Source organism: Caulobacter sp. GW821-FHT10C03 (genome assembly GCF_059415485.1).
The window spans coordinates 233,415-259,269 of the sequence record NZ_JBWKNI010000001.1 but is presented as its reverse complement, the minus strand read 5'-3'; the positions used below and the strand labels follow the sequence as shown (position 1 = coordinate 259,269).

General features: G+C 69.1%; 20 protein-coding genes and 1 pseudogene. 11 read left to right on the top strand and 10 right to left on the bottom strand.

The genetic code is table 11. The features are described 5' to 3' along the window. Positions 1-102: 102 nt before the first annotated feature. The 3 genes from ahpC to AC07NG_RS01220 form a co-directional block, all read right to left on the bottom strand. Entirely contained in the window at positions 103-666 is a 564-nt protein-coding gene (gene ahpC, locus AC07NG_RS01230; protein WP_110117960.1) for an alkyl hydroperoxide reductase subunit C, read from the bottom strand. A 101-nt stretch (positions 667-767) separates the two neighbouring features. After that, positions 768-947, bottom strand: coding sequence for a hypothetical protein (locus tag AC07NG_RS01225; protein ID WP_494591638.1), 180 nt, complete (start codon positions 945-947; stop codon positions 768-770). A gap of 243 nt (positions 948-1,190) precedes the next feature. Continuing rightward, complete coding sequence (locus AC07NG_RS01220) at positions 1,191-3,140, bottom strand: sialate O-acetylesterase (RefSeq protein WP_494591636.1); 1,950 nt, start codon at positions 3,138-3,140, stop codon at positions 1,191-1,193. 46 nt (positions 3,141-3,186) lie between these two features. Between AC07NG_RS01220 and AC07NG_RS01215 the strand changes: the two are divergent. Beyond that, positions 3,187-3,252 (top strand): annotated as a pseudogene (locus AC07NG_RS01215) (hypothetical protein); the annotation flags it as partial. 39 nt (positions 3,253-3,291) lie between these two features. Here the strand turns inward: AC07NG_RS01215 and AC07NG_RS01210 are convergent. Further along, the gene (locus AC07NG_RS01210) at positions 3,292-5,745 is read right to left on the bottom strand and encodes a glycoside hydrolase family 3 protein (protein ID WP_494591634.1); all 2,454 of its coding nucleotides are present in this window, start codon (positions 5,743-5,745) and stop codon (positions 3,292-3,294) included. Between the two features lie 137 nt (positions 5,746-5,882). On the opposite strand from AC07NG_RS01210, the gene AC07NG_RS01205 reads away from it, so the two are divergent. From AC07NG_RS01205 to AC07NG_RS01195, 3 genes are read left to right on the top strand one after another with little or no spacing between them, the layout of a single operon-like run. Further along, positions 5,883-7,850 carry a glycoside hydrolase family 97 protein gene (locus tag AC07NG_RS01205; protein ID WP_494591631.1) on the top strand — a complete coding sequence of 656 codons (1,968 nt, stop codon included), beginning with the start codon at positions 5,883-5,885 and terminating at the stop codon, positions 7,848-7,850. A gap of 14 nt (positions 7,851-7,864) precedes the next feature. Then, positions 7,865-9,478 carry an alpha-L-fucosidase gene (locus AC07NG_RS01200; protein WP_494591629.1) on the top strand — a complete coding sequence of 538 codons (1,614 nt, stop codon included), beginning with the start codon at positions 7,865-7,867 and terminating at the stop codon, positions 9,476-9,478. A gap of 50 nt (positions 9,479-9,528) precedes the next feature. Continuing rightward, positions 9,529-10,284, top strand: coding sequence for an SDR family oxidoreductase (locus AC07NG_RS01195; RefSeq protein ID WP_494591627.1), 756 nt, complete (start codon positions 9,529-9,531; stop codon positions 10,282-10,284). Between the two features lie 236 nt (positions 10,285-10,520). Here the strand turns inward: AC07NG_RS01195 and AC07NG_RS01190 are convergent, their stop codons facing one another. From AC07NG_RS01190 to AC07NG_RS01170, 5 genes are all read right to left on the bottom strand, one after another. Beyond that, positions 10,521-12,773 (bottom strand): TonB-dependent receptor, encoded by a 2,253-nt coding sequence (locus AC07NG_RS01190; protein ID WP_494591828.1) that lies wholly within the window; start codon positions 12,771-12,773, stop codon positions 10,521-10,523. 187 nt (positions 12,774-12,960) lie between these two features. Continuing rightward, positions 12,961-13,995, bottom strand: a complete 1,035-nt coding sequence (locus AC07NG_RS01185; protein ID WP_494591625.1) for a DUF3667 domain-containing protein — start codon at positions 13,993-13,995, stop codon at positions 12,961-12,963. A gap of 161 nt (positions 13,996-14,156) precedes the next feature. Beyond that, complete coding sequence (locus AC07NG_RS01180) at positions 14,157-14,693, bottom strand: UTRA domain-containing protein (RefSeq protein WP_494591622.1); 537 nt, start codon at positions 14,691-14,693, stop codon at positions 14,157-14,159. Positions 14,694-14,786: 93 nt separating this feature from the next. Beyond that, positions 14,787-15,497 (bottom strand): histidine utilization transcriptional repressor HutC, encoded by a 711-nt coding sequence (gene hutC / locus AC07NG_RS01175; RefSeq protein ID WP_494591620.1) that lies wholly within the window; start codon positions 15,495-15,497, stop codon positions 14,787-14,789. Next, positions 15,494-16,843, bottom strand: coding sequence for a formimidoylglutamate deiminase (locus AC07NG_RS01170; protein ID WP_494591826.1), 1,350 nt, complete (start codon positions 16,841-16,843; stop codon positions 15,494-15,496). The genes hutC and AC07NG_RS01170 overlap by 4 nt, the downstream gene beginning before the upstream one ends. Before the next feature lie 208 nt (positions 16,844-17,051). Here AC07NG_RS01170 and hutI point away from each other — a divergent pair, with 208 nt between their 5' ends. From hutI to AC07NG_RS01140, 6 genes are all read left to right on the top strand, one after another. After that, a complete protein-coding gene (gene hutI, locus AC07NG_RS01165; protein WP_494591618.1) occupies positions 17,052-18,260 on the top strand; it encodes an imidazolonepropionase in 1,209 nt (402 codons plus the stop codon). Continuing rightward, complete coding sequence (gene hutH / locus AC07NG_RS01160; RefSeq protein WP_494591824.1) at positions 18,242-19,789, top strand: histidine ammonia-lyase; 1,548 nt, start codon at positions 18,242-18,244, stop codon at positions 19,787-19,789. The genes hutI and hutH overlap by 19 nt, the downstream gene beginning before the upstream one ends. Then, the gene (gene hutG / locus AC07NG_RS01155; protein WP_494591616.1) at positions 19,789-20,619 is read left to right on the top strand and encodes an N-formylglutamate deformylase; all 831 of its coding nucleotides are present in this window, start codon (positions 19,789-19,791) and stop codon (positions 20,617-20,619) included. Before hutH ends, hutG begins: the two co-directional genes overlap by 1 nt. A 209-nt stretch (positions 20,620-20,828) precedes the next feature. Then, entirely contained in the window at positions 20,829-22,493 is a 1,665-nt protein-coding gene (gene hutU / locus AC07NG_RS01150) for a urocanate hydratase (RefSeq protein WP_494591614.1), read from the top strand. Continuing rightward, on the top strand, positions 22,493-23,035 hold the full coding sequence (locus AC07NG_RS01145; RefSeq protein ID WP_494591612.1) for a HutD/Ves family protein: 543 nt from the start codon (positions 22,493-22,495) through the stop codon (positions 23,033-23,035). The genes hutU and AC07NG_RS01145 overlap by 1 nt, the downstream gene beginning before the upstream one ends. Before the next feature lie 204 nt (positions 23,036-23,239). Beyond that, positions 23,240-23,902: a M23 family metallopeptidase gene (locus AC07NG_RS01140; protein ID WP_494591610.1), complete on the top strand. Its 663-nt coding sequence runs from the start codon at positions 23,240-23,242 to the stop codon at positions 23,900-23,902. A gap of 132 nt (positions 23,903-24,034) precedes the next feature. Here AC07NG_RS01140 and AC07NG_RS01135 read toward each other — a convergent pair whose 3' ends face one another. Then, a complete protein-coding gene (locus tag AC07NG_RS01135; protein ID WP_494591608.1) occupies positions 24,035-25,021 on the bottom strand; it encodes an isoaspartyl peptidase/L-asparaginase family protein in 987 nt (328 codons plus the stop codon). 155 nt (positions 25,022-25,176) lie between these two features. On the opposite strand from AC07NG_RS01135, the gene AC07NG_RS01130 reads away from it, so the two are divergent. Further along, entirely contained in the window at positions 25,177-25,815 is a 639-nt protein-coding gene (locus AC07NG_RS01130; protein WP_494591606.1) for a hypothetical protein, read from the top strand. The last annotated feature ends 40 nt before the right edge of the window (positions 25,816-25,855 follow it).

Below are 25,855 nucleotides of genomic sequence, written 5' to 3'. Positions count from 1 at the left end.
TTCGATTTTCGGGGGAGGATCGAACGCGGCGAACGATCGAGAAGTTGCGCCGCCGCCCCAGAGGGGAGAGGAGCGGCGGCGCGGGTAGGCGGTACTTAAGTCTTAGATCTTGCCGACCAGGTCGAGCGAGGGAGCCAGGGTCTTTTCACCCTCTTCCCACTTGGCCGGGCAGACTTCGCCCGGGTGCGAGGCCACGTACTGGGCGGCCTTGATCTTGCGCAGCAGCTCGATGGCGTTGCGGCCGATGCCTTCGGCGGTCGTCTCGGTGAACTGGATCACGCCTTCCGGGTCGATCAGGAAGGTGCCGCGGTCGGCCAGGCCGACGCCCGGACGCATCACTTCGAAGTTGTTGGTGATCGTGCCCGAGGGGTCGCCGACCATGTGGTACTTGATCTTGCCGATGGCCGGCGAGCTGTCGTGCCAGGCCTTGTGCGAGAAGTGGGTGTCGGTCGACACGGCGTAGATCTCGACGCCCAGACGGGTGAAGACCTCGTAGTTGTCGGCCAGGTCTTCCAGTTCGGTCGGGCAGACGAAGGTGAAGTCGGCCGGGTAGAAGAAGACCACCGACCACTTGCCCTTCAGGTCGGCGTCGCTGACCGTGACGAACTTGCCGTCCTTGTAGGATTGGGCGGTGAAGGGTTTGATCTCGGTGTTGATCAGCGACATGAGACGCTCCGTTGGAAAGGATGCGTCGTAGGTATCGCGCCGCAGAAAATAGGTCCAATCGATAAAATCAGTTCGCGAGATAGATAGGGCCTATGAGGGTCTCAGGACGCTTTCCGCTCAAGCTTAGCTATGGGCAAAGCTTGCGGGCCATAGGGTTCGGCGGGCGGCAGGCAGCGCACCAGGACCTCGGCGACGAGGCCCGGCTCGGAGGTGATCGGCGGCGGCTCGCCGAACACCGTGCGCCAAAGTTCGGCCAGTTCTTCGCAGGTGCGGTCGGTCAACCCTAGCTCTCCTTCCGGAGATGGAAAACCTTATGGCGCAAGGAGTTGCTGGTTAATAAGCGGCGCTGGAGCCCATTTTCCGCGCCCTGCCCCTCCTATCCCGTCATTCCCGCCCTTGTGGCGGGAAACCCTCCGTCAGCCGCAAGGGCGGATGAGGCGGACTGCTGAGCAGTCCGCTTGCGCCTCACTTGCTAGCGGAACCAGGGGTTCCCGCCACAAGGGCGGGAATGACGGGCGTTGGAGTTACTTGAGGGGCAACTCGAACGGCGTCGCGGGCAGGCGGTTGGCGCCGTAGAGGTTCAGCACCGGGCTGTCGGCCCAGGCGAAGCGGACCTTCACGGCGGCGTAGCCGGCCGGGACCGTGAGGCGGACCTTGGCGCCGTCCACGGTCGCATCGACGAAGCGGCACGACTCGGGCGCGTCGCAGAGTTCGAAGCCGGCCGGGCGCGCCGAGCCGTACACCACCGCCGGCTGGTCCAGGGTGACGACGACGTCGGCGCCGTCGCGGGCGGCCGAGACCGGCGCGGGGCCGGAGGCGTTCAGGGCGCTCTCGCCATAGGCCAGCTTCCTGGCCAGGCCCGCCAGGCGCAGACCGACCTGCAGCTTGTCGGCCGGGTGGATGTCGTAGGGCGAGCCGATGTCGACGGCCGAGGCCAAGCCGGTGTTCGGGTCGGCGGCGACGGTGCGGCGCTGGACGTCGCGCAGCTCGGCCCAGCGCGAGACGCCGGGCTTGTCGGTCTGCGGGCCGAAGCTGGCCAGCTGCACCATCAGGAACGGCGCGTCGGGCGCGGCGAATTCGCGGCGCCAGTCGGCGATCAGGGCCGGCATCAGGCGGGCGTACTCAGGCGCCTCGGTGACGTTGGCCTCGCCCTGGTACCAGGCGAAGCCCTTGACGCCGTAGGGCGCCAGCGGGGTGATCATGCCATTGTGCAGGGTCGAGAGGCCCGAGGCCCCCAGCCATGGCGCATGCGGCGGCAGGCCGGTGTCGGAGAGGTTGGTCGAGACCTTGTAGCGCCAGGACGCGCCCAACGGGACGAATGAGCCGTCGGCCAGCTTCAGCCCCTTGTCCTTGGCAGGACCCCAGGCCCCACCGCCGCCGCCCGCGTCGACAGCCCGCACCGCGACGACGTTGGCGCCGGCCTTCAGCACGCCGGCGGGAACGGCGTAGGCGCGCTTGGCGTCCCAGCCCTCCTGCGAGCCGACGGCGCGGCCGTTGACGAAGGTGGTGTCGATGTCATCGACCGGACCCAGCACCAGGGTCGCGCCCCCCTTGGCTTGGGCAGCGGCCTGGGCCTTGGTCAGGGTGATCGTGGCGCGCAGCCAGATCGTGCCGTCGAAGGTTTCCAGGCCCGGATTGGTCTCCCAGAACTGCTGCGCCGGCATGGTCTTCCAGGCGCGGTCGTCGAAGCCGGGCTTGGCCCAGTTCGCGGCATGCGGTTCGACCCGGGCGGCCCAGCGGTCGAGCATCGCGCCCCAGCGGGCCATGCCCTTGGCGGGATCCTGGGCGTAGTCGGCCAGCACCGACAGGCCCTCGTCATAGTTGCCCAGCGCCTTGAGGCCCGGGCCGCTGATCCAGTCCTGGATCACCGAACCGCCCCAGGTGGCGTCGATCAGGCCGACCGGCGCGTTGGTGGTCTTCTTGATCTCGCGACCCATGAACCAGCAGGCGGCCGAGAAGTTGTTGGCGCTGTCGTAGGCGGAGGTCTTCCAGACGGCGTAGGCCGGCAGCTTGTCGCTAGGATGCGGCAAGCTGGTGCGGCCGGTCTGCAGCAGGCGGATCTGCGGGTCGGCGGAATTCTGCGCCTCGGCCTCGCCCTGGAGGGCGCGGCGCAGCGGATATTCCATGTTCGACTGGCCCGAGCACAGCCAGACGTCGCCGACCAGCAGGTCGGACACGGTCTGGGTCTCGGCCCCGGCCTTGACGGTGAGGGTCAGCGGCGCGGCGCTGGCCGCGCGGGCCGGAAGCCGGGCGGTCCAGCGGCCTTGGGCGTCGGCGGCAGCCGTCACGGCCTGGCCGGAAAGATCGATGGAGACGGCGGCGTTCGGGGCGGCGACGCCCCAGACCTGGATCGGCCGGTCGCGCTGGAGCACGGCGTGGTCGGTGAACACCGAGGCCAGCAGCGGCGCGGCGGCGGCGGGCGATACGACGGCCAGGGCGGCGGCCCCGGCGAGCAGGTGACGGGTCAGGCGCACGCGAGGTCTCCGCTTAGTCGCTACTCTAAAATTCGTCATCCCGGCCGGAGCGCGTAGTGCGGAGAGCCGGGACCCAGGGGCGACCGCAGTGCGCCGGCCCCTGGGTCCCGGATAGCCGCTGCGCGGCTTCCGGGATGACGACCTTGTAGTTTTAGTCCGCCTTGGCCGGGCAGGTCGTGCCGGTCGGGTCGGTGGTCAGCTTCACGCCGCTGATCGAGACCGTCAGCGAGCCGGCCGTGGCCAGCGAGAACGGGGCCTCGACCCTGGTGACGTCCGTGCCGGCCGACTGGAAGCACTTCAGCGGCACCTTCAGGCTGGTCCACTCGCCGACCTTGGCGCCCGAGAGCACCGAGGTGACGTCGAGCTTGCCGGCGCCGATCCCCAGGGTCGTCTTGGCCGAAGGCGCGGCGTCGACGCGGTAGGCGATCTGCAGGGCGATCTCGGCGTTGGTCTGGAAGGTCAGGTCGAAGGCCTTGTCGGCCGCGATCTCGGCCGCGGCGGGCACGCCGCCGGCGAAGGTCAGCTGGCGGCCGGCCTCCTGCACGTTGCCGGCGTCGATCGGCTTGATATGCACCGAGGTGGTCGGCAGCAGGCGGAACTCGAACGGCGCCGGGGTCTTGCCGCCGACGAAGTAGTTGCTGTCGTTGGCCGCGATGGCGGTGACGCCCGAGACTTCCGACAGCTTGGCCACCTTGCCCGGCTTGGCGTAGCTGAGGCCGTAGCCGTAGGCGAACAGAGGCGAATAGGTCTTGTCGCCCTTGTTCAGCGAGGTCTGGGCGGCGGTCTTGGGCCAGCTGAACGACAGCTTGCCGTTGAAGTCGCGACGGGCCTTGCCGGCCTTGTCACCGACCAGCACGTCGGCGATCCCACCGCCCTCCGAACCCGGCAGCCAGGCGGCGACGAAGGCGTCCGAGGCGTTGATCTCCGGGTTCACCCACAGCGGGCGGCCCGACAGGAACACGGCCACCACCGGCACGCCGGCGGCCTTCAGCTTCTTCAGGAGCGCCAGATCGGTCTTGTCGCCCGGCTGGTATTCCAGGGTCTTCAGGTCGCCCACGCCCTCGGCGTAGGGGGTCTCGCCGAACACCACGACGGCGACGTCAGGCTTGTCGGTGAACGAGCCGTCGACGCTGAGGGTGGCGCTGCCGCCCGAGGCCTCGACCGCGTCCTTGAAGCCCGAATAGATCGACTGGGCGTTGGGGAAGTCGCTGTTCTTGTTGTCGGTGCCCTGCCACGACAGGGTCCAGCCGCCCGACTGCTGGCCGATGTCGTCGGCGCCCGAGCCGGCCACCAGCACCTTCGCGCTCGCCTTGATCGGCAGGACGCCGTTGTTCTTCAGCAGCACCAGCGACTTGGCCACGGCCTCGCGGGCGACGGCGCGGTGATCGGCGTTGCCAACCACGCCCTCGCGGCCCTCCCACGGACGGGCCGTCTGGAAGAGGCCGAGCTTGGCCTTCACGCGCAGGATACGGCGCACGGCGTCGTCGATGCGCGCCATCGGCACTTCGCCCGACTTGGCCTGGGCCAGCAGGTTGTCATAGAGGCCCTTCCAGCTGTCGGGGGCCATGTACATGTCCAGGCCGGCGTTGGCCGCCTGGGCGCAGTTGGTCGGGGTGCAGCCATCGACCTGGCCGTGGCCGTTCCAGTCGCCGACGATGAAGCCGTCGAAGCCCATCTTGCCCTTCAGCACGTCGGTCAGCAGCGACTTGTTGCCGTGCATCTTCTGGCCGTTCCAGCTGTTGAACGAGGCCATGATGGTCATGGTCCCGGCGTTGATGGCCGGAACGTAGCCCTGGGCGTGCAGGCGGATCAGCTCCTGCTCGGAGACCTCCGTATTGCCCTGGTCCTTGCCGTTGGTGGTGCCGCCGTCGCCCAGGAAGTGCTTGGCGCTGGCCGCCACATGGCCCTTCTGCAGGGCATGGCCCTCGCTGACGGCGCCCTGAAGGCCCAGGATCATCTCGCGGGCGTAGAGGCTGACGATCTGCGGATCTTCCGAATAGCCCTCGAAGGCGCGGCCCCAGCGGTCGTCGCGCGGCACGGTCAGGGTCGGACCGAAGGCCCAGTCGAAGCCTGACACCGCTGTCTCCTGGCCCGTGGCGGCGCCGATCTTGCGGATCAGCTCAGGGTCATGGGCGGCGCCCAGGCCGATGTTGTGCGGGAAGAGCGTGGCGCCAACGACGTTGTTGTTGCCGTGCACGGCGTCAATGCCGAACATCAGCGGGATGTTGGTCCCACCACGCTGAGCGGCGGCGTCGCGGAAAGCCTTGACGGTGTCGACCCAGGGGCCGACCGGCGAGCGGTCGGGCGCGCCCAGGGGCGGCGAGCTGCCGCCGGCCAGGATCGAACCCAGCGGATAGGTCTTGAGGTCGTCGGCCTTGATCGAGGCGGTGTCGGCCTGGATCATCTGGCCGATCTTCTCCTCGAGCGTCATCTTGGCCAGCAGGCCGTCGACGAAGGCCTCGGTGGCCGGATCGACAAGGCCCTGGCTCTTGGCCGCGGGCCACAGGGCCGGATGGGCGGTGCTCTTGGGACCGTCGGCGGCGAACGCCGGAGCCGACAGAAGGGTGGTCGCCATCAGGGCGATGGTCAGGGTCCTGGTCTTCATTTTCCCCCGCTCTTCCTTGCGCTTCGACGGTCTGAAAGCCGCCTGAATGTTACCGGTATCGAAAGCTCGACGTCGATCCATACACGGTCTAATTAATACGACAAACACTGAGACAACGAATTTTGGGGAGATGATGCATGGGGGCCATTCGCAACGCGCTGCTGGCGGGAGCCGCATTGACAGCGCTGTATGGGGCGGAAGCCTCCGCCGAAACCCGCACCCTCTCCTCCCCTGACGGCGCCATCTCGGTGCAAGTCTCCGACGAGTCGGGACAGGCGCGCTACGCCGTCGCTTACAAGGGCAAGCCCCTGATCGCGCCCTCGGGCCTGGGCCTGGAGCTGTCGAAGGGCGGCCGCTTTTCCTACGGCGTGAAGATCGTCGGCGCGGAAACCGGCTCGGGCGAAGACGTCTACGACCTGCCGGCCGGCAAGGTCAGCCACGTGGCCCAGAAGCGTAATGACCTGACCGTCGACTTTCAGGAAGAGAGCGGCCGCCGCTTACGGGTCGTGTTCCGCGCCTACGACCAGGGCGTGGCCTTCCGCTACCTGCTGCCCCAGCAGGAGGCGACAGCGGCGACCAACGTCAATGACGAGGTGACGGGGTTCTCGTTCCCCAGGGACTACAGCTGCCACGGCCTCAACCTCGGCAAGTTCGGCACCAGCCACGAGGGCGAGTTCGACGCCGTCCAGGCTTCGAAGTTCCGCGAGCACAATCTCTATGACGCCCCGGTGGTCTGCCAGGGCGACAACGCCGCCTTCGCCATCGCCGAGGCCGACCTGAAGGACTGGGCGGGCATGTACCTGACCGGTCGGGGCGACGGCCGCCTGGGCCTGTCGGTCAAGCTGTCGCCGCGCCTCGACGGGTCGGGCACGGCGGTGAAGACCCGCCTGGGCGCCGACGTCGCCTCGCCCTGGCGGGTGATCATGATCGCGCCCAAGGCCGGCCAACTGGTCGAGAACACCCTGCTGACCACGCTGAGCGCGCCGTCGGTCGTGGCCGACACCAGCTGGATCAAGCCGGGCAAGGCCGCCTGGGACTGGTGGAACGGCCCAGCGCTCAAGGCCGTGCCCAACGCCGGCATGAACCCTGAGACGATCAAAGCCTATATCGACTTCGCCGCCAGGAACGGCCTGGAATACATGCTGATCGACGAGGGCTGGAACGTCGGGGCCGGCGGCGCCTCGGTGGTGCGGCCGGGGGCGGACGTCACCCGTCCCAAGCCCGAGCTCGACCTGCCGGGCCTGGTTTCCTACGGCCAGGAGAAGAAGGTCGGCATCTGGCTGTGGCTGAACTGGAAGGCGCTAGACGCCCAGATGGACGAGGCCCTGCCCCTCTATGAGAAATGGGGGATCAAGGGGATCAAGGTCGACTTCATGGACCGCGACGACCAACAGGTGGTCGACTTCTACCATCGCCTGCTGAAGCGCGCGGCCGAGCACCACCTGATGGTCGACCTGCACGGCGCCTATCACCCGACGGGCCTGATCCGCACCTATCCGCACTACCTGACCCAGGAAGGCGTGCTGGGGGCCGAGTACAACAAGTGGAGCGCACGGATCACCGCGACCCACAACGTCAATCTCGCCTACACCCGCATGCTGCTGGGGCCGATGGACTACACCCCTGGCGGCTTCCGCAACGTCTCGCCCGACAAGTTCGAGCCGCGCGACAGGCTGCCCTTCGTGCAGACGACGCGCGGCCAGGCCCTGGCGATGTTCGTGGTGTTCGACAGTCCGTTCACCATCGTCGCCGACAGCCCCGACACCTATGCCGAAAGCCCCGAGGGGTTGGACTTCGTCAGCGCCGTGCCGACCACCTGGGACGAGATCCGCTACGTGACCGGCGAAATCGGCCAGTCGATCGTCATCGCCCGCCGCAAGGGCGACGAATGGTGGATCGGCGCGCTGAACAACGAGACCGCCCGGACGGTGAAGGTTCCGCTCGACTTCCTGGGCAAGGGATCGTGGAAGGCCGACGTTCGTCAGGACGGAGCGACGCCGACCGCTATCGAGGGTTCGAATCCCTCCGTCTCCGCCACCTCGACTCTGACCCTGAAACTCGCCGCCAGCGGCGGCGCGGCCGCGCGCCTGACGCCGGTCCAGTAACGGATAAGCTTGCCATGCCCTTCACCCGCCGCGCGCTTCTGGGCGCGACCGCCGGCCTCGCCGCTTCTCCCGCACTTGCCGCGCCTCGCGGGCCGTTCAAGGCCAGCTGGGAGTCGCTGGCGGCCGGCTACAGGACGCCCGACTGGTTCCGCGACGCCAAGCTCGGCATCTGGTCGCACTGGGGTCCGCAATGCGTGCCCGAGTATGGCGACTGGTACGGCCGGCAGATGTACCAGCAGGGCAACCCCTTCTACGAACACCATGTGAAGACCTACGGGCACCCGACCAAGTTCGGGTTCATGGAGTTCATCCCGCGCTGGAAGGCCGAGCTTTGGGATCCCGAAGCGCTGATGAAGACCTACGTCGCCGCCGGGGCGAAGTTCTTCATGTCGATGGCCAATCACCACGACAATCTCGACATGTTCGACAGCCGCCACCACGCCTGGAACACCACGCGGGTGGGACCGGGGCGCGACATCGTCGGGACCTGGGAAAAGGTCGTCCGCAACCACGGCCTGAAGTTCGCCGTCTCCAACCACGCCGCCCACGCCTGGCACTGGTGGCAGACGGCCTATGGCTATGACGCCGAAGGCCCGCTGAAGGGCCAGCGCTACGACGCCTTCCGGCTGACCAAGGCCGACGGCAAGGGCAAGTGGTGGCAGGGCCTGGACCCGCAGCAGCTCTATACCGGCCGCAACATGGTGATCCCCGACGGGATCGGTTCCATCGCCGAGGCCAACGCCTGGCACGACAAGCACGACGGCGAGTGGCTGGAGACCCCGCCGCCCAACAACCCCGCCTTCGTGCGCAACTGGCTGCTGCGCCAGAACGACCTCGTCGACCGCTACAAGCCCGACATGGTCTATTTCGACAATTACGCCCTGCCGCTAGGCCAGGCGGGGCTGGAGGCGACGGCGCACTTCTACAACAACGCCGTCCGCCAGACCGGCCGCACCGACGTGGTGGTGACCGGCAAGAAGCTCACCGCGTTCCAGCGCAAGGCCATCGTCGAGGACGTCGAACGCGGCTTCTCCGACCGGCTGCGCGACGAGCCCTGGCAAACCGACACCTGCATCGGCAACTGGCACTACGACCGGGGCCTCTATGAGCGCAACGGCTACAAGACCGCGAAAGACGTCGTGCAGCGCCTGACCGACGTGGTCAGCAAGAACGGCACGCTGATGCTGTCGATCCCCCAGCGCGGCGACGGCTCGATCGACGACAAGGAAGCCGCGGTGCTGGCCGACATGGCCAGCTGGATCGCCGTCAACGGCGAGGCGATCTATTCGACCCGGCCGTGGAAGATCTACGGCGAGGGTCCGACGCGTCTCGTCGAGGGCATGCAGAACGAGGGCGACGCCAAGCCGTTCGAGGCTCGCGACATCCGCTTCACCACCAAGGCCGGCGCGCTCTACGCCCTGCCGCTGGTCGAGCCGGGCCGTGAGATGGTCATCGAGAGCCTGGCCGTCGGCGCGCCCCATGCTTCTGGCGAGGTGCGGCGGGTGTCGCTGCTCGGTGGCGATCCCCTGCCCTTCACCCGCGACGACAAGGGCCTGAAGATCACCCTCCCCGAACGCCGCCCGGCCTTCACCCCGGTGGTGAAGATCGAGGGACCGGGGCTGGCCTAAGCCTTTCAAACACCCGTATGCTCCCTTCCGAAACCGAGGGAGCATACGCCATGACCGACCTTTCCGGCCGCACCGTGCTGATCACCGGCGCCTCGTCGGGCATCGGCGCGAACCTGGCCCTGGCGGCCGCCCGGGCCGGCGCGCGGGTGGCGGTCGCGGCGCGGCGGGCCGACCGGCTGGCCGCCCTGGTGAGCGAGATCGAGGCGGCCGGCGGCTCGGCCCTGGCGGTCTCGATGGACGTCGAGGACGAAGCCTCGGTGATCGCCGCCTACGACGCGGTGGAAACCGCCTGGGGCCCGCCGAACTCGGTGATCGCCAACGCCGGGATCAACGTCCGCGCCTCGGCGCTGGATATCGCCATCGAGGACTTCGACAAGATCATCGGGGTCAACACCCGGGGCGTGTTCCTGACCGCCCGCGAGGGCGCGCGGCGGATGATCAGGGCCGGCGTCGAGGCGCGCGGCCGGGTGCTGCTGGTGGCCTCGATCGGCGCGCACAAGGTGCTGCCGGGCATCACCGCCTACTGCGCCTCCAAGGCCGCCACGGCCCACATGGGCAAGAGCCTGGCCCGCGAATGGGCGAGCAAGGGTATCAACGTCAATGTGCTGTGCCCCGGCTACATCCGCACTGAGTTGAACGACGACTGGTTCAATACCGAGGGCGGGCAGAAGCTGGTGTCGGGCTTTCCGCGCAAGCGGCTGATGGAGACCTCGGACCTGGAGGCGACGGCGCTCTACCTGGTGTCGGACGCCGCGCGGGCGGTGACGGGGTCGGTGATCACCGTCGACGACGGGCAGTCGCTCTGAGTTCCTTCTCCCCTTGCGGGAGAAGGTGGCCCGCGCAGCGGGTCGGATGAGGGGTCGATGACCGGCGCGGCCGCGACGAGCGGATCGGCTGGGTGAGGCGGTCAGTGTTTGAGAGACCCCTCATCCGTCGGCTATCGCCGACACCTTCTCCCGCAAGGGGAGAAGGAAAACAGAAAAACGAAAAACGCCCCCCGGGCCGAAGCTCGGAGGGCGCTCTTTCAGGTCAGCGGATCAGATCAACGCAGCTTGGCGCTGACCGAGATCCCGACGATGCGGGGCTCGTTGAAGACCGAGGCCATGTAGTTCTCGATCACGCCCTTGAGGTTCTTCTCGTTGGTGATGTTGCGGCCGAACAGGGCCACTTCATACGCGCCGCCCGGAGCCGAGTAGCCCAGCTTCACGCCGCCCTCGAAGTTGCCGTCGGAGTAGAACTCCTTGGTCTTGTAGAGGACGTAGTTGGTGTAGCCCTGCTGGTTCCAGTCGGTGGCCGCGAACAGCAGGCCGCCGTTGCCCAGCGGGATGTCGTAACGCGCGGTGAAGTCGATGTTGTACTCCGGCGCGTTCGGCAGCGGCTGGCCGTCGATCTGGGCGTAGACGTTGCCGTTCGACGTCGTGATCGTCGGGTTCTGCACGGTGCAGACCACCACGCTGTTGAGCATGCAGACCTGGGCGTAGACGCGCTTGTCCTTAATCTCGCTGTGCAGCAGCGAGAGGCCGGCGGTCAGGGTCAGGTTGGCGATCGGCTTCCACTGGGCTTCGGCTTCCATGCCGTAGGCCTCGGCCTTGTCGGCGTTGAACAGCACGCCGTTGCCGTTGCTGTCGTTGCCGTTCAGCTGGATGTCCTCGACCTTGTAGGTGAAGGCCGTGGCGTTCAGGCGCAGGGTGTTGTCCAGCAGCTGGCTCTTGAAGCCGGCTTCCCACGACAGGATCGTTTCCGAGTTAGCCGTGGTGAAGTCGCTGTTGAACACCGCCGAGCGGCCCTGGATGGTCGGGCCGCGGAAGCCGCGGGCGACGCGGGCGTAGACGCTGACGTCGTCGGTCACCTTGTAGAGCGCCGACAGGTCCCAGCTGGGCTGGGTGTCGGACATCTTCACATAGCGGCGGCCGGTATAGGTCACCGCGCCGGCGGCCGTGTCGGCGGTCTTCAGCAGGGTGGTCTTCTTGGTGTCCTCGGTCTCGCGCAGGCCGGCGGTGAGGGTCAGCTTGTCAGAGAGGTCATAGCTGACCTGGCCGAACAGCGCCCACGAGGTGTTGGCGTTCTTCAGCGACACCCAGTTGTTGGGGTTGGTGCGGACGAAATAGGCGCGCTGGTAGAAGTTGGTGATGTCGCGGCTGTCGAAGAAGAAGCCGCCGACCTGCCACTTGAAGGCGCCGTCCGTGTCGCTGGCCAGGCGGATTTCCTGGGTGATCTGGTCGAGGTCCTTCACCGCGCCCTGCGACTGGCCATAGCCGTTGGCCACGCCGCCGACCGGGAAGTTGGCCGCGGCGCCGCCGTCGGTGTCGCCGCGGCTGTAGCCGTCGGTGCCCTCATAGGCGCTGATCGAGGTCAGCTTCACGCCGCCGAAGTCGTAGTCGATCTTCAGCGAGGTCCCCACCGTGTCGTAGGCCTGCGGGTTGTTGACCGCCTCGTCGAAGGCGACCTTGTCGCGCTCGGCGTACTGGGTGCTGTTGGAGCCCTTCTTCAGGCCGGCGCGGTGGAAGAGGGTCGAGGTGCCCTCGTAGCTGCGGGCGTGGGCCGAGGCCAGGACCGACAGGTTCTCGGTCGGGGTGGCCAGGATCTGCAGGCGGATGTCGCGCTCGTCGAAGCCGCCCATGGCGTCGCTCTGCGGCGTCTTGGTGCCGTCGGCGCTGGTCCCGGCGAAGGTGTTGTCCACCCAGTCGTCGCGGTGCTGGTAGAGGGCCGAGACGCGGAAGGCCAGCTTGTCGGCCACGATCGGGCCGCCGATGCCGCCGTCGAAGGTGGTGGTGCCGTAGCTGCCGTACGAGGCCTGGGCCTGGCCCTGCAGGGTCTGGGTCGGCTTGGCGGTGTCGAACTTGATGATGCCGGCGGTGGTGTTGCGGCCGAACAGCGAGCCCTGCGGGCCGCGCAGCACTTCGACCTGCTGGACGTCGAACACCGGGTTCGACTTCAGGACGACGTGCTCGAGCACGACCTCGTCCTGGATGATCGACACCGGCTGCGAGGCGCCGAGGTAGAAGTCGATGTTGCCCAGGCCCCGGATGTAGAAGCGCGGGAAGATGCGGCCCGTGGTGGTCTCGGCGTAGAGGCCGGGCACGCGGCCGGCCAGGGCCAGGATGTCGTCGCCGCCGGCCTGCAGGGCGCGCAGGTCAGAACCGCCGACCACGGCGACCGACAGCGGCGTGTCCTGCAGGTTCACCGAGCGGCGCTCGGCGGTGACGATGATCTCTTCCAGGCTGGTCGAGTCGGCGGTTTCTTGGGCGTTGGCGACGGCGGCGCTGGCGAGCGCGCCCATCGCACAGGTCAGCATCAGCGCCGACCGGGCGATCATGGACTTGGACACGAAGTAATCCCCTTTTTACGTAGAAGTGCCTGCGGTTGTTGATTATTTCCGCAGAACACCGTCCGCGTAACAGGCGCATGCGAAACTGTCATGACAGCCGCCGGCGCCGGTTGGGGATAATGTCAGCTTACGAACAATAAAGCGGCATGCGCCGTCAGATCTGCGACAGCCCCAGCCACAGCAGGCCCAGCAGCAGGGCCAGGAAGGCCAGCAGCGTCGTCCCCCAGACGACCACGGTCTTGAGCAGAGCGCCGAAGACGCCCGAGCCGTAGACCCCGCGCAGAGTCGCGAACAGGTTCACCGGCGCCCACAGCATGGCCAGGAAGACCCCGGTGTCGCGCACCGGCGCGGGCAGGATCAGCACCAGGGCCCACAGCAGGAAGATGAACGACAGGAAGTTCATCGAGACGACCAGATGGTCGTACATGACGAACCTGCGCCGGTAGACGTAGCAGGCGCCCAGGGCCAGGGCCATGATCGGCAACAGGAACACGGCCAGCCGGTGCCCCCAGGCGAAGACCACCGCCATGAAGTAGCCGGGCGTGGCGATGACCTTGCCGATCTGGGTGTTCAGCCATTCGGCGCGGGCGTTGTCCTTGACCGGCCCGTTCTTCTCGGGAGTCACGAACCGCATCTGTGACCCCTCCTTGCCGAGGGTGACGACGTTGTCCGGCTTCGCAGGGCCATCGCCCTTCGGCGCCGCGTGGCCCGGCGAGGCCTTGGCCGCCTTGCCGTCCTCGCCATGAGCGCCCGCGGCGGCCTCGCCATGCGGGGCTCCGTGCTGGGCGTCATGCATGGTCTTGTGGATCACCGTCTCGGCCGAGAGGATGAACAGCAGCAGCGAGACCAGGAACAGGCGGAACGGCGGCACGTGCCGCGCCCGCTTGCCGTCGAGATATTCGCGGCTCAACCGGCCCGGCCGCACGAACAGCCACGGCACGGTGCGCCACAGCCGGCCGTCGAGGTGGAACATCCCCTCGATGGCTTCCCAGGTGACGTGCAGGATCGACCTGTGATGGTTCGACGCCTCCTGGCCGCAGGCGTGGCAGAAGTGGCCGACCAGCTCGGTCTCGCAGTTCTCGCACTTTGTGCCCGGCGGCGGCGGCGCGTGGGACGAGCGCCCGTCCGACCTGAACCGCGCCATCCAGCCGCCCAGAGCCCCGCCGGTGATCGCCTCGAGTTCCTTCACGCAAGCCCCCCAACGCCACGATCACGCCCCGGGCGCGATTTCGCCGACTGCTCGCATAACGATGTATGACGACTCGACCGAACGCGCACCTGGGAACGCCGGAGCGGGAAGATCCCGGCCGTTCCGCCCAGGCGAAGGGCGCCGGCCGGACGTTCCGGGCTTTAGTCCAGCCAGTCCCAGTAGGCCTTGCCCTCGAGCGTGCGCAGCTTCATGCCCACGGCCCACTGCTCGACGTTGAAGAAGGTCTGGTGCTCGTTGTCCATGGCGTCGTGCCGATAGGACAAGGCGGGCGCGCCGACGGTCCCCGCCAAGAGCTCGGCGACCTCCGGCGAACAGGGCTGGGGACGCGTGTCGGTAAAGACGAACTTGGTGTTGCGGGCGGCGACGGCCTCCATGGCGTTCCAGGCCAGCAGCGGGTTGGCGAAGGTCCGCTCGGACGAGCCCAGGGCCGCGAAGATCAGGCTGTCCTGGATGACCCGCTTCTCGACCAGAACCGGCTTTCCCTCCAGCACGTGCAGGGCGCGCAGATGCAGCACGCGCCGTTCCTGGTTGTTGGTGCGGTCCTGATTGAAGTCGTACATCCGATGGATGACGTCGAGGATCCGCACTTCGCGAGGCGGCGGATCGTTCATCTGATCCCAGAGATCGAGGCCAGGCAGGCGGGTCTGGGCAGGCGGTGCGAAGGACGGCTCGGTCACGGTATTCCCCCAAGCCGGGGACGGCCGGCCCCGACTCGCCCGAAGGTATAGACCGCTGCGCGCAAGCGCCATGCGCGAGACGGCGACGCCCCGTCAGCGCGCCGGCCCGAACCTCGCCACCAGGTCGTAGGCCTCGCCGGGGAACAGCTGGCGCACGCGCGTGACGGGCTCGCCGGCCCGCCAGGTCCGGCGCTCGACGGCCAGCAGGGCCGTGCCGACATCCAGGGCCAGCAGTTCGGCGACGGCGACTTCCGCGCCGACGGCGCTGATCCGGCTTTCCGCTTCCGTCCACGGCACGTGGTGCAGCAGCCAGGCGCCGGGCGGCTCGGCGGCGAAGTCGGCCGCGGCGGCCTCGGGCACGGCGGCCAGGCTGATCAGGCGATCCTCCAGGGCGAAGGGCCGGCCGCCGGCCACGTGCAGGCCGCGCAGCACGATCAGGTCGCCCTCGCCCGCCAGCTCGGCCTCGTCGCCGTCGTCGGGATCGGCGGGCCGGCGCTCGGCGGCCAGCAGCACGAAGGCGTAGGTCTCGCCCCGGGCGGTGATCTCGGCCTGGATGTCGGGGATGTCGAGGACGGTGGAGTGCACCTTGGGCCGGGCCACGAACGAGCCGGCGCGGCGGCGGCGAACGACCAGGCCGGCGTCGGCCAGGGCCGACATCGCCTTGTTCACCGTCATCCGCGAGCAGCCGTACTGGGCCATCAGCTCGCTCTCGAACGGCACGCGATGGCCCGGCGCCCAAGCGCCCGAGCGGATCAGCCCCTCGATCTCGTCGCGGATGCGCTGGTGGAGAGGAAGAGCCGTCAAGACAGCAGGTCCTTCAGCACCCGGCGATAGCGCTCGGCGATGGCGTCGCGATGCCGGTGACGACCGCCGGAGACCACGGGCCGTCCCGCGCGCCAGACGCTGTCGATCGCACCAAAGCGGCCGGCGAAGACCAGGCTGTCGACCAGGGCGTCGCCGCCACGCCCGACGATGGCCGGGTGCTCGCGGTCCAGCGTGACGAAGTCGGCCGGCGCGCCGCGGCGCAGGCCCGGCCGGCCCGCGCCCAGGGCCTGGCTGCCACCGGCCACGGCCGCGCGCCACAGCTCCCCGCCGGTCGAGCGCTTGGGACCGCCGGCCAGCACGTTGCGAGCCCGGCGGGTCAGGCGCTGGGAATATTCCAGCACCCGCAGCTCCTCGGCCGCGTCGATCAGCACGTTGCTGTCCGAGCCGATCCCGAAGGCGCCGCCGGCCGCCTGGTAGTCGTGGGCCGGAAAGACGCCGTCGCCCAGATTGGCCTCGGTGACCGGGCAAAGGCCCGCCACCGCGCCGCTCTTGGCCAGGCGCTCGGTCTCCATGGCGTTCATGTGGGTGGCGTGGACCAGGCACCACTGCTTGCCGACCTCGGCGTGGTTCATCAGCCAGCGCACCGGACGCTGGCCGGTGGCGGCCAGGCAGTCGTCCACTTCCTTGGTCTGCTCGGCGATGTGGATGTGGATCGGGCCGCCGGCGGCCAATGGCGTGATCGCCGTCAGCTCCTCGGCCGTAACTGCGCGCAGGCTGTGCGGCGCGATCCCGACCACCGCCTCGGACAGGCCGGCGACGGCGGCGCGGCTGGCCTCCAGCAGGCGGGCGTAGCCGTCGACATCGGTGACGAAGCGCTTCTGGCCCTCGCCCGGCGCGGCGCCGCCGAAGCCGGCGTGGGCGTAGAACACCGGCAGCAGGGTCAGGCCGATGCCGGTCTCTTCCGCCGCCGCCGCGATCCGCGCGCCCATCTCGGCGGGATTGTCGAAGGCGGCGCCGTCCTTGTCGTGGTGCAGGTAGTGGAACTCGCCGACGCGGGTGAAGCCGCTCTCCAGCATCTCGACCTGGCCCATGGCGGCGATGGCCTGCAGGGCGTCGGGGTCGAGCCGCTCGACGAAACGGTACATCAGCTCGCGCCAGGTCCAGAAGCTGTCGCTCCCCTCGCCGCGCGCCTCGGTCAGGCCCGCCATGGCCCGCTGGAAGGCGTGGCTGTGCAGGTTGGGCATGCCCGGCAGGGCCGCGCCCAGGCGGGGCTCGCTGCCGGCGACGACGTCGGTGTCGATGCGGGCGATGCGGCCTTCGGAGAGGGTGAGGCGCACGCCCTTGGCCCAGCCGTCGGCCAGCAGGGCGCTCTCGCACCAGATCACGACGTCTTTCGGGGCTTCGGGCGCCGCCTGCGAAGCGGGCTCGCTCGCGGCCTCGACCAAAGTCTCCTCGGACGCCGGTTCGGGGGCTTCAAGATTCTCGGCGTCGCTCACTGGACAATCCTCGTCGCTCGCGAATATGTCTATACATATTGAACCGGGCCGCAAGGGTCGCGGGAAACGACTCAAAGCGGCTTCGGAGGCGTTGGCGATGCGGTGCGATCGGGTTTGGATCAAGGCCCGCCTTGCGACCCTCGCCGAAGCCGCGCCCGGCCTGGGCGCCGTCGAGGACGGCGTCATCGCCGCCAAGGACGGTCGCATCCTCTATGCCGGCCCCGCCAACGACGCCCCGGCCTTCGAGGCCGCCGAGACGGTTCACTGCGACGGCCGCTGGATCACGCCCGGCCTTATCGACCCGCACACCCACCTGATCTTTGGCGGCGACCGCGCCCACGAGTTCGAGCTGCGGCTGGCCGGCGCGTCCTACGAAGAGATCGCCCGGGCCGGCGGCGGCATCGTCTCGACCATGAAGGCCACCCGCGAGGCGACCGAAGGCCAGTTGGTCGCCGCCGCCCTGCCCCGCCTGGACGCCCTGATCGCCGAGGGCCTGACGACGATCGAGATCAAGTCAGGCTACGGCCTGTCGCTTGAGCATGAACTCAAGAGCCTGCGCGCCGCCCGCGCCCTGGCCAAGGCCCGGCCCGTCTCGGTCAAGACCACCTTCCTCGGCGCCCACGCCCTGCCGCCGGAGTTCAAGGGCGACGCCGACGGCTACATCGACCTCGTCTGCCGCGAGATGATCCCCGCCGTCGCGGCAGAGGGCCTGGCCGACGCGGTGGACGGCTTCTGCGAGGGCATCGGCTTCTCCCCCGCCCAGATCCGCCGGGTGTTCGAGACCGCCCGCGCCCACGGCCTGCCGGTGAAGCTGCACGCCGAGCAGTTGTCGAACCTGCACGGCGCGGCGTTGGCCGCCGAGTTCGGGGCGCTGTCGGCCGATCATCTGGAACATCTGGACGAGGCCGGCATCGCCGCCATGGCCAAGGCCGGCACGACGGCGGTGCTGCTGCCCGGCGCCTACTACTTCGTGCGCGAGACCAAGCTGCCGCCGATCGACGCCCTGCGCGCGGGCGGCGTGCCATTGGCGCTGGCGACCGACTGCAACCCCGGCACCTCGCCGCTGACCAGCCTGCTGCTGACCATGAACATGGCCGCCACCCTGTTCCGCCTGACCGTGGACGAGTGCCTGGCCGGCGTCACCCGGCAGGCCGCCCGGGCCCTGGGCGTGCTGGCCGACCGTGGAACCCTGGAAGCCGGCAAGGCCTGCGACCTCGCCATCTGGGACGTCGAGCGTCCCGCCGAACTTGTCTACCGCATGGGCTTCAACCCGCTCCATGCGCGCGTCTGGAGCGCCGTTTCGTGAATACTGAAGTCCTGCACCCCGGCGAGGTCAGCCTCGCCCAGTGGAAGTCCGTCTATCGCGGCGCGTCGGCCCGCCTGGCGGACCATGCCTGGCCGGTGATCGAGGCCAGCGCGGCGGCGGTGACCCGCATCCTGGCCAAGGGCGAGCCGGTCTACGGCATCAATACGGGCTTCGGGAAACTGGCCAGCGTGCGCATCGGCGACGAGGATCTGGCGACCCTGCAGCGCAACATCGTGCTGTCCCACGCCGCCGGCACGGGCGAGCCCTCGCCGGTTGCGGTGATCCGCCTGATGATGGCGCTCAAGCTGGCCAGCCTGGCGCAAGGCGCCTCGGGCGTGCGGGTCGAGACCGTCAAGCTGCTGGAAGCCATGCTGGCCCTGGGCCTGACGCCGGTGGTGCCGAGCCAGGGCTCGGTCGGCGCCTCGGGGGACCTGGCGCCGCTGTCGCACATGGCCGCGACCATGATCGGGGTCGGCGAGATCGACGTCGGCGGCGTGCGCAAGCCCGCCCTCGAAGCCCTGGCCCGCGCCGGCCTCGCGCCGGTCGAGCTCGGTCCCAAGGAGGGTCTGGCCCTGCTGAACGGCACCCAGTTCTCGAACGCAAACGCCCTGGCCGGCCTGTTCGAGGCCGAGGTGCTGTTCCAGTCGGCCCTAGTCACCGGCGCCCTGTCGACCGAGGCCGCCAAGGGCTCGGACACTCCGTTCGACCCACGCATCCACGCCCTGCGCCGCCACGCCGGCCAGATCGAGACCGCCGCCGCCCTGCGCAGCCTGATGGCGTCGTCCGACATCCGCGCCTCGCACCTGAAGGAGGACGAGCGGGTGCAGGACCCCTACTGCCTGCGCTGCCAGCCGCAGGTGATGGGCGCGGCGCTCGACGTGCTGCGCCAGGCCGCCACGACCCTCTCCACCGAGGCCAACGGCGTCTCCGACAATCCGCTGATCTTCCCCGAGGCCGACGAAGCCCTGTCGGGCGGCAACTTCCACGCCGAGCCCGTAGCCTTCGCCGCCGACATGATCGCCCTGGCGGTCTGCGAGATCGGCTCGATCGCCGAGCGCCGCATCGCCATGCTGGTCGATCCGGCCCTGTCGGGCCTGCCGGCCTTCCTGACGCCCAAGCCCGGCCTCAACTCCGGCTTCATGATCCCGCAGGTCACGGCCGCCGCCCTGGTCTCGGAGAACAAGCAGAAGGCCTATCCGGCCAGCGTCGACTCCATCCCGACCTCGGCCAACCAGGAGGACCACGTGTCGATGGCGGCCCATGGGGCGCGCCGCCTGCTTTCGATGGTCGAGAACGCAACGGCCGTGATCGGCATTGAACTTCTGGCCGCCGCGCAGGGCTGCGACTTCCACGCGCCGCTGACCTCCAGCGCCGCCCTCGAGGCGGTGCGGAGGTCGGTCCGCGAGAAGGTGCCGCACCTGTCGGACGACCGCCACTTCCATCCCGACATGGAGGCGGCCAACATCCTGGTGCGGACCGGCGCGGTCATCGTCGCGGCGGCCGGCGTTCCCTTGCCCGGAGCGACCTGATGAGCAGCGACTGGCTGGAAGTCTGGCGGGGCGACGCGCCCCTGATCGTCAGCATTCCCCACTCGGGATCCTTCATCCCCGAGGACATCGAAAAACGCCTGACCTCGCCCTGGCTGGCCCGCAAGGACGCCGACTGGTGGATCGAGCGGCTCTACAACTTCGCCGACGACCTGGGCGCCACGACGGCGCGGACGGCGGTGTCGCGCACGGTGATCGACGTCAATCGCGACCCGTCGGGCGCCTCGCTCTACCCCGGCATGGCCACCACCGCCCTCTGCCCGACCGACACCTTCGACGGCGAGCGGCTCTATGCCGAGGGCCAGGAGCCGGACGAGGCCGAGATCGCCGCCCGCCGCGAGCGCTGGTTCATTCCCTATCACGCGGCGCTGCGGGCCGAGATCGACCGGCTGCTAGCCCTGCATGGCAAGGTCGTTTTGTACGACGCCCACTCGATCCGCTCGCGGGCGCCGCGCCTCTTTCCCGGCGAGCTGCCGGTGTTCAACATCGGCACGAACTCCGGCCAGAGCTGCGATCCGGCCCTGGCGGCGGCGGTCGAGACCGCCTGCGAGACCTCCGGCCTGCCGATGGTGACCAACGGCCGCTTCAAGGGCGGCTGGATCACCCGCCACTACGGCAAGCCCGAGCGCGGCATCCACGCCGTGCAGATGGAGCTGGCCTGTCGCGGCTACATGGACGACCCCTCGCCCCGCATCACCCCGCAGTCCTGGCCCTCGCCCTACCGCCCGCCCAAGGCCGCGCCGATGCGCAGCGTGCTGACCGACGTGCTGAAGGCATGCGTGGCGTTCGCCAGCCAAGCTCCTCCCCCGTGAAACGGGGGAGGGGGACCGCGAAGCGGTGGAGGGGGCGACCGCCGCACTCCGTCCCGCCCCCCCCCCCCCCCCCCCCCCCCCCCCCCCCCCCCCCCGCCGCACTCCGTCCCTCGCCCCCTCCGTCACGGCGCTGATAGCGCCGCGCCACCTCCCCCGCTGACGCGAGGGAGGAGCATGCCCGCCCTGCCCTCCTCTCAGACGAGTCCCGCATGACCCGCCTCGACAACACCCGCGTCATCCGCCCGGCCACCGGAACCGAGCTCACCGCCAAGTCCTGGCTGACCGAAGCCCCGCTCAGGATGCTGATGAACAACCTGCATCCCGACGTCGCCGAGCGGCCGGAGGAGCTGGTGGTCTATGGCGGCATCGGCCGCGCGGCCCGCGATTGGGAGAGCTACGACAAGATCGTCGAGACCCTGCGCCGGCTGGAGGACGACCAGACGCTGCTGGTGCAGTCGGGCAAGCCGGTCGGCGTGTTCCGCACCCATGCCGACGCGCCGCGGGTGCTGATCGCCAACTCCAACCTGGTGCCGCGCTGGGCGACCTGGGAGCACTTCAACGAGTTGGATAAGAAGGGCCTGGCCATGTACGGCCAGATGACCGCCGGCTCGTGGATCTATATCGGCGCCCAGGGCATCGTTCAGGGCACCTACGAGACCTTCGTCGAGATGGGCCGCCAGCACTATGCCGGCGACCTGTCGGGCAAGTGGCTGCTGACGGCGGGCCTGGGCGGCATGGGTGGCGCGCAACCGCTGGCCTCGGTGTTCGCCGGGGCCTCGTGCCTGGCCATCGAGTGCCAGCCCTCGCGCATCGAGATGCGGCTGCGCACCGGCTATCTCGACAAGTCGACCGACAGCCTCGACGAGGCCCTGGCCTGGATCGAGGAGTCCTGCGCGGCCAAGACCCCGATCTCGGTCGGCCTGCTGGGCAACGCCGCCGAACTGCTGCCGGAGATGTTCAAGCGCGGCATTCGCCCCGACCTGCTGACCGACCAGACCAGCGCCCACGACCCGATCAACGGCTACCTGCCGGTTGGTTGGAGCCTGGACCAGTGGGCCGACGCCAGGGAGCGCGACCCGGCCAGCGTCAACAAGGCCGCCCGCGCCTCGATGGCCGTGCACGTCCAGGCCATGCTCGACTTCCAGGCCGCCGGCGTGGCGACCGTCGACTACGGCAACAACATCCGCCAGATGGCGCTGGAGGAAGGCGTGGCCAACGCCTTCGACTTCCCCGGCTTCGTGCCGGCCTACATCCGCCCGCTGTTCTGCCGGGGGATCGGACCGTTCCGTTGGGCGGCGCTGTCGGGCGATCCCGAAGACATCGCCAGGACCGACGCCAAGGTGAAGGAACTGATCCCCGACAATCCACACCTGCACAACTGGCTCGACATGGCCGGCCAGCGGATCAAGTTCCAAGGCCTGCCCGCCCGCATCTGCTGGGTCGGCCTGGGCGATCGCCACCGGTTGGGCCTGGCCTTCAACGAGATGGTCGCCAAGGGCGAGCTGAAGGCCCCCGTCGTCATCGGCCGCGATCACCTGGACAGCGGCTCGGTCGCCTCGCCCAACCGCGAGACGGAAGCCATGAAGGACGGCTCGGACGCCGTCTCCGACTGGCCGCTGCTGAACGCCCTGCTCAACACCGCGTCGGGCGCCACCTGGGTGTCGCTGCACCATGGCGGCGGGGTCGGCATGGGCTTCTCGCAGCACTCGGGCATGGTCATCGTCTGCGACGGCACCGAGGCTGCGGCCAAGCGCATCGAGCGGGTGCTGTGGAACGACCCGGCGACCGGCGTCATGCGCCATGCCGATGCGGGCTACGAGATCGCCCAGGACTGCGCGCGGGAACACGGGCTGGACCTGCCGGGCATCCTCTAGTGCGCCTCCTCCGCGCCGACGACCGCACGCCCGCACCGTGGAAGAACGGCGGCGGGACGACCTGGGAGATCGCCGCCCAGCCGCCGGGCGCGGGGATGGACGCCTTCGACTGGCGGCTGAGCATCGCGCGGGTCGCCGCGCCGGGGCCGTTCTCGGTGTTTCCCGGCGTCGATCGGGTGCTGACGGTGATCGCCGGCGCGGGCCTGAGGCTGACGATCGACGGCCTGGGCGAGGTCTTGCTTGACGAGACGTCCGCGCCGCTGGCCTTTCCCGGCGACGCACCGGCCGCGGCGACGCTGGACGGCGGACCGATCCGCGACCTCAACCTGATGGTCCGGCGCGGCGCCTGGTTTGGATGCGTCCGGAGGATCTTGGGCGCCGAGCAAATCGTCGCAACGACGGACGTCACGGTCCTGGCGGCCCTCTCCCCTGCTCGCGTGAACGACGCGCGGCTGGCGGCGGAAGACGCCGTCGTCGCCGAACCCGGCAAGACCCTTGCCGTGGAAGGAAGTCTATTGCTGATCGAGATCGAAAAAGCCTGACCGTTCGATCAGATCAACTCAATCCAAGCTGGCGCGAAACAACAGACACGAACAACGTCAGGCAGTTTTCTCAAAAATTAGCTTGAGCATAAATGAGCACATACGCGTCGTCCTGACGCAGGAGTTGCGCCTTTTCATCGCCTTATCTGGATGGTTAACGACCCCTAACGCACAGACGGGCGTAACGATCCATAGGATGGCGAGATGCACTTTTCGGCGATGAAGAACCTCCCTCCCCAGGCGCGCGTGGCCCTGGGTCTGGCCGTGCTCTTCGCGCCGATGGCGGGCCTGGCGATGGAAAGCCCGCACGTGGACCGCAACGCCCGTCCGGCGGTGCAGAAACTGCTCGACCAGATGGAAGCGGCCCCGCCCAAGCCCGTCCGCATGGAGACGGTGTGGAAGGGCGCCGACATCGACGGCGACGGCGCGCCCGACTTCGCCAACCCGACCGGCGCGGCCCCGCGCCAGCACGACGACTTCGGCGACGGCACCTTCGGGGCCCGCCGCGACGGCGGCTCGCGACGGCACGAGGGGGTGGACTACACCGCCGAAGCCGGCCAGCCCGCCAAGGCTCCGATCTCGGGCTACGTCACCAAGATCGGCTACGCCTACGCGGACTCGACCGACCTGCGCTTCGTCGAGATCACCAACCCGGCGCTGGGCTATGTGGCGCGGGCCTTCTACGTCGACCCCGACGTCGCGGTGGGCCAGACCATTCGCCTCGGCCAGACCATCGGCCACGTCGCCAGCCTGCAGAAGCACTATCCGGGCATCACCAACCACGTGCACCTGGAAGTGATGAAGCCCGGCGGCCGTCGGATCAACGCGGCGGCGCTTATCCAGCCGAAGCTGGTGGCGGCGGCTTAAGCCGCTTCGCGGCTCCCCCTCAGTCGCTCCGCGACAGCTCCCCCAGAGGGGGAGCATCTAACGGCGCGCACCAAGATCCTCCCCCTTTGGGGGAGGTGGCCCGGAGGGTCGGAGGGGGTGCGCGAAGCGCCCCTACTTCTCATCCGCGTAGATCGCCGTGCCCTTGCCCTTGGCGCTGGCCCAGCCGCGGTACATGCCCGAACTGTTCATCGGGAAGGCCACCTCGCCCTTGGCGTTCATGGTGATCATGCCGCCGTCGCCGCCGATGTCGCCGATCGACTTGATGGTCGCCGCGCCGGCGGCCTTGAGGTCCTGGCCGGCGAAGGCGATGCGGGCGCAGACCTGGTGGGCGGCGCTGGTGCGGATGAAGTATTCGCCCGAGCCGGTGGCCGAGACCGCGCAGACGCCGTCCTGGGCGTAGGTGCCGGCGCCGATGATCGGGCTGTCGCCGACCCGGCCCCACTTCTTGCCGGTCATGCCGCCGGTCGAGGTCGCCGCCGCCAGGTGGCCCTTGGCGTCGATCGCCACCGCCCCGACCGTGCCGTAGAGGTGGGTCGGGTCCAGCGCGGCCTTCTGCTTGGCGCGCCAGGCCTCCAGCTGCTTCCAGCGCTCCTCGGTGCGGAAGTAGGACGGATCCACCTGTTCCAGCCCCTGCTCGAACGAGAAGGCGTCGGCGCCCTCGCGGGCCAGCATCACGTGGGGCGACTTCTCCATCACCGCCCGGGCCAGGCTGATCGGGTGCTTGGTGCGGGTGACTCCCGCCACCGCGCCGGCCTTGAGGGTCGCGCCGTCCATGATCGAGGCGTCCAGCTCGTTCTTGCCATCGGCGGTGAAGACCGCGCCACGGCCGGCGTTGAACAGCGGATTGTCCTCCAGCACCTTCACGGCGGCCTCGACCGCATCGAGGCTGGAGCCGCCCTTTTCCAGCACTTCCGAGCCGGCCTTCAGCGCCGCGTCGAGCCCGGCGCGGTAGGCCGCGTCCTTCTCAGGGCTGAGGTCCCCGCGATTGATCACGCCGGCTCCGCCATGGATGGCCAGCGACCAGTCGGCCGCGAAGGCGGCGGGCGCGGCGGCCAGCGCGGCGGCCAAGAAAGCAGCGAGCAGGACGGACTTGGACATGGCGACTCTCCGGGGGATCACCGCCCGATAAGAGCACCTTCGCGGCCGGGTTTCACTGGCGCTTAAGGTGAAGCTCGCCCTAGGGTCGCGCCATGATTGGCAGCGTGGTGTATCGGATCGGCCCCTCGGACCGCTCCATCGTGGCGGCGGGTTGGTTGGCCGTTTGGTCGGTGGTCTGTGCCTTCTGGCTGATGATCAAGCCGTGGCCCTATCCCGTCGTCGTGACCCTGGCGGCCCTGACGCCTTGGGCGGCGATCTGGCTGGTCAGGCGCGATCCGGAACTGTCGCTGTTCGAAGCCAAGGGCATGCCGGGAGCGGAGAACCTCTTCATGGCCTGGTGCATGCCGGCCCTGGCCTTGTGCATCCCGAGCTTCCAGCAGCATTTCATGGACTGCGGCGGCCTGCTCGCCGTGGCCGCCGGCCTGGGCGCCGTGCTCTGGATTTCCATGATCATCGCCGACACCCATGGGCGGAACCTGACGACCAAGGCCTTCGCCGCGGTCATCGCCTTCGCCTGGGGCTGGGGTGTCGTCTCCGCCGTCGACCTCGCCGTCACGCGCAACGACTTCATGGTCGTCCAGGGCGTGGTCGAGGACGCCGTCTGGCCAAGCCGAGGCCGTCCCAGCCTCTATGTCGGCGCCACCGTCGACGGCCGGCGCGAAACCTTCGACGAGCTCTCGGTGACGGCGGACATCTACGCCCTGCACCCGATCGGCGCGTCGGTCTGCGTCGAGATCCACAAGGGCCTGCTGGGCTCGCGCCACGCCTATGCCGTGACCTGCCCCCTGGTCTGAGACGGCTCTGAAAAGACGAAGGGCCCGGCGGCGACGCCGG

Coding starts and splice junctions, on each gene's coding strand:
- AC07NG_RS01190 (WP_494591828.1), bottom strand. CDS start 12,773: ATGCTGACCTGTGCGATGGGCGCGCTCGCCAGCGCCGCCGTCGCCAAC.
- AC07NG_RS01200 (WP_494591629.1), top strand. CDS start 7,865: ATGCCCTTCACCCGCCGCGCGCTTCTGGGCGCGACCGCCGGCCTCGCC.
- AC07NG_RS01210 (WP_494591634.1), bottom strand. CDS start 5,745: ATGAAGACCAGGACCCTGACCATCGCCCTGATGGCGACCACCCTTCTG.
- hutG (WP_494591616.1), top strand. CDS start 19,789: ATGAGCAGCGACTGGCTGGAAGTCTGGCGGGGCGACGCGCCCCTGATC.
- AC07NG_RS01195 (WP_494591627.1), top strand. CDS start 9,529: ATGACCGACCTTTCCGGCCGCACCGTGCTGATCACCGGCGCCTCGTCG.
- AC07NG_RS01135 (WP_494591608.1), bottom strand. CDS start 25,021: ATGTCCAAGTCCGTCCTGCTCGCTGCTTTCTTGGCCGCCGCGCTGGCC.
- hutI (WP_494591618.1), top strand. CDS start 17,052: ATGCGGTGCGATCGGGTTTGGATCAAGGCCCGCCTTGCGACCCTCGCC.
- ahpC (WP_110117960.1), bottom strand. CDS start 666: ATGTCGCTGATCAACACCGAGATCAAACCCTTCACCGCCCAATCCTAC.
- hutU (WP_494591614.1), top strand. CDS start 20,829: ATGACCCGCCTCGACAACACCCGCGTCATCCGCCCGGCCACCGGAACC.
- AC07NG_RS01140 (WP_494591610.1), top strand. CDS start 23,240: ATGCACTTTTCGGCGATGAAGAACCTCCCTCCCCAGGCGCGCGTGGCC.
- AC07NG_RS01205 (WP_494591631.1), top strand. CDS start 5,883: ATGGGGGCCATTCGCAACGCGCTGCTGGCGGGAGCCGCATTGACAGCG.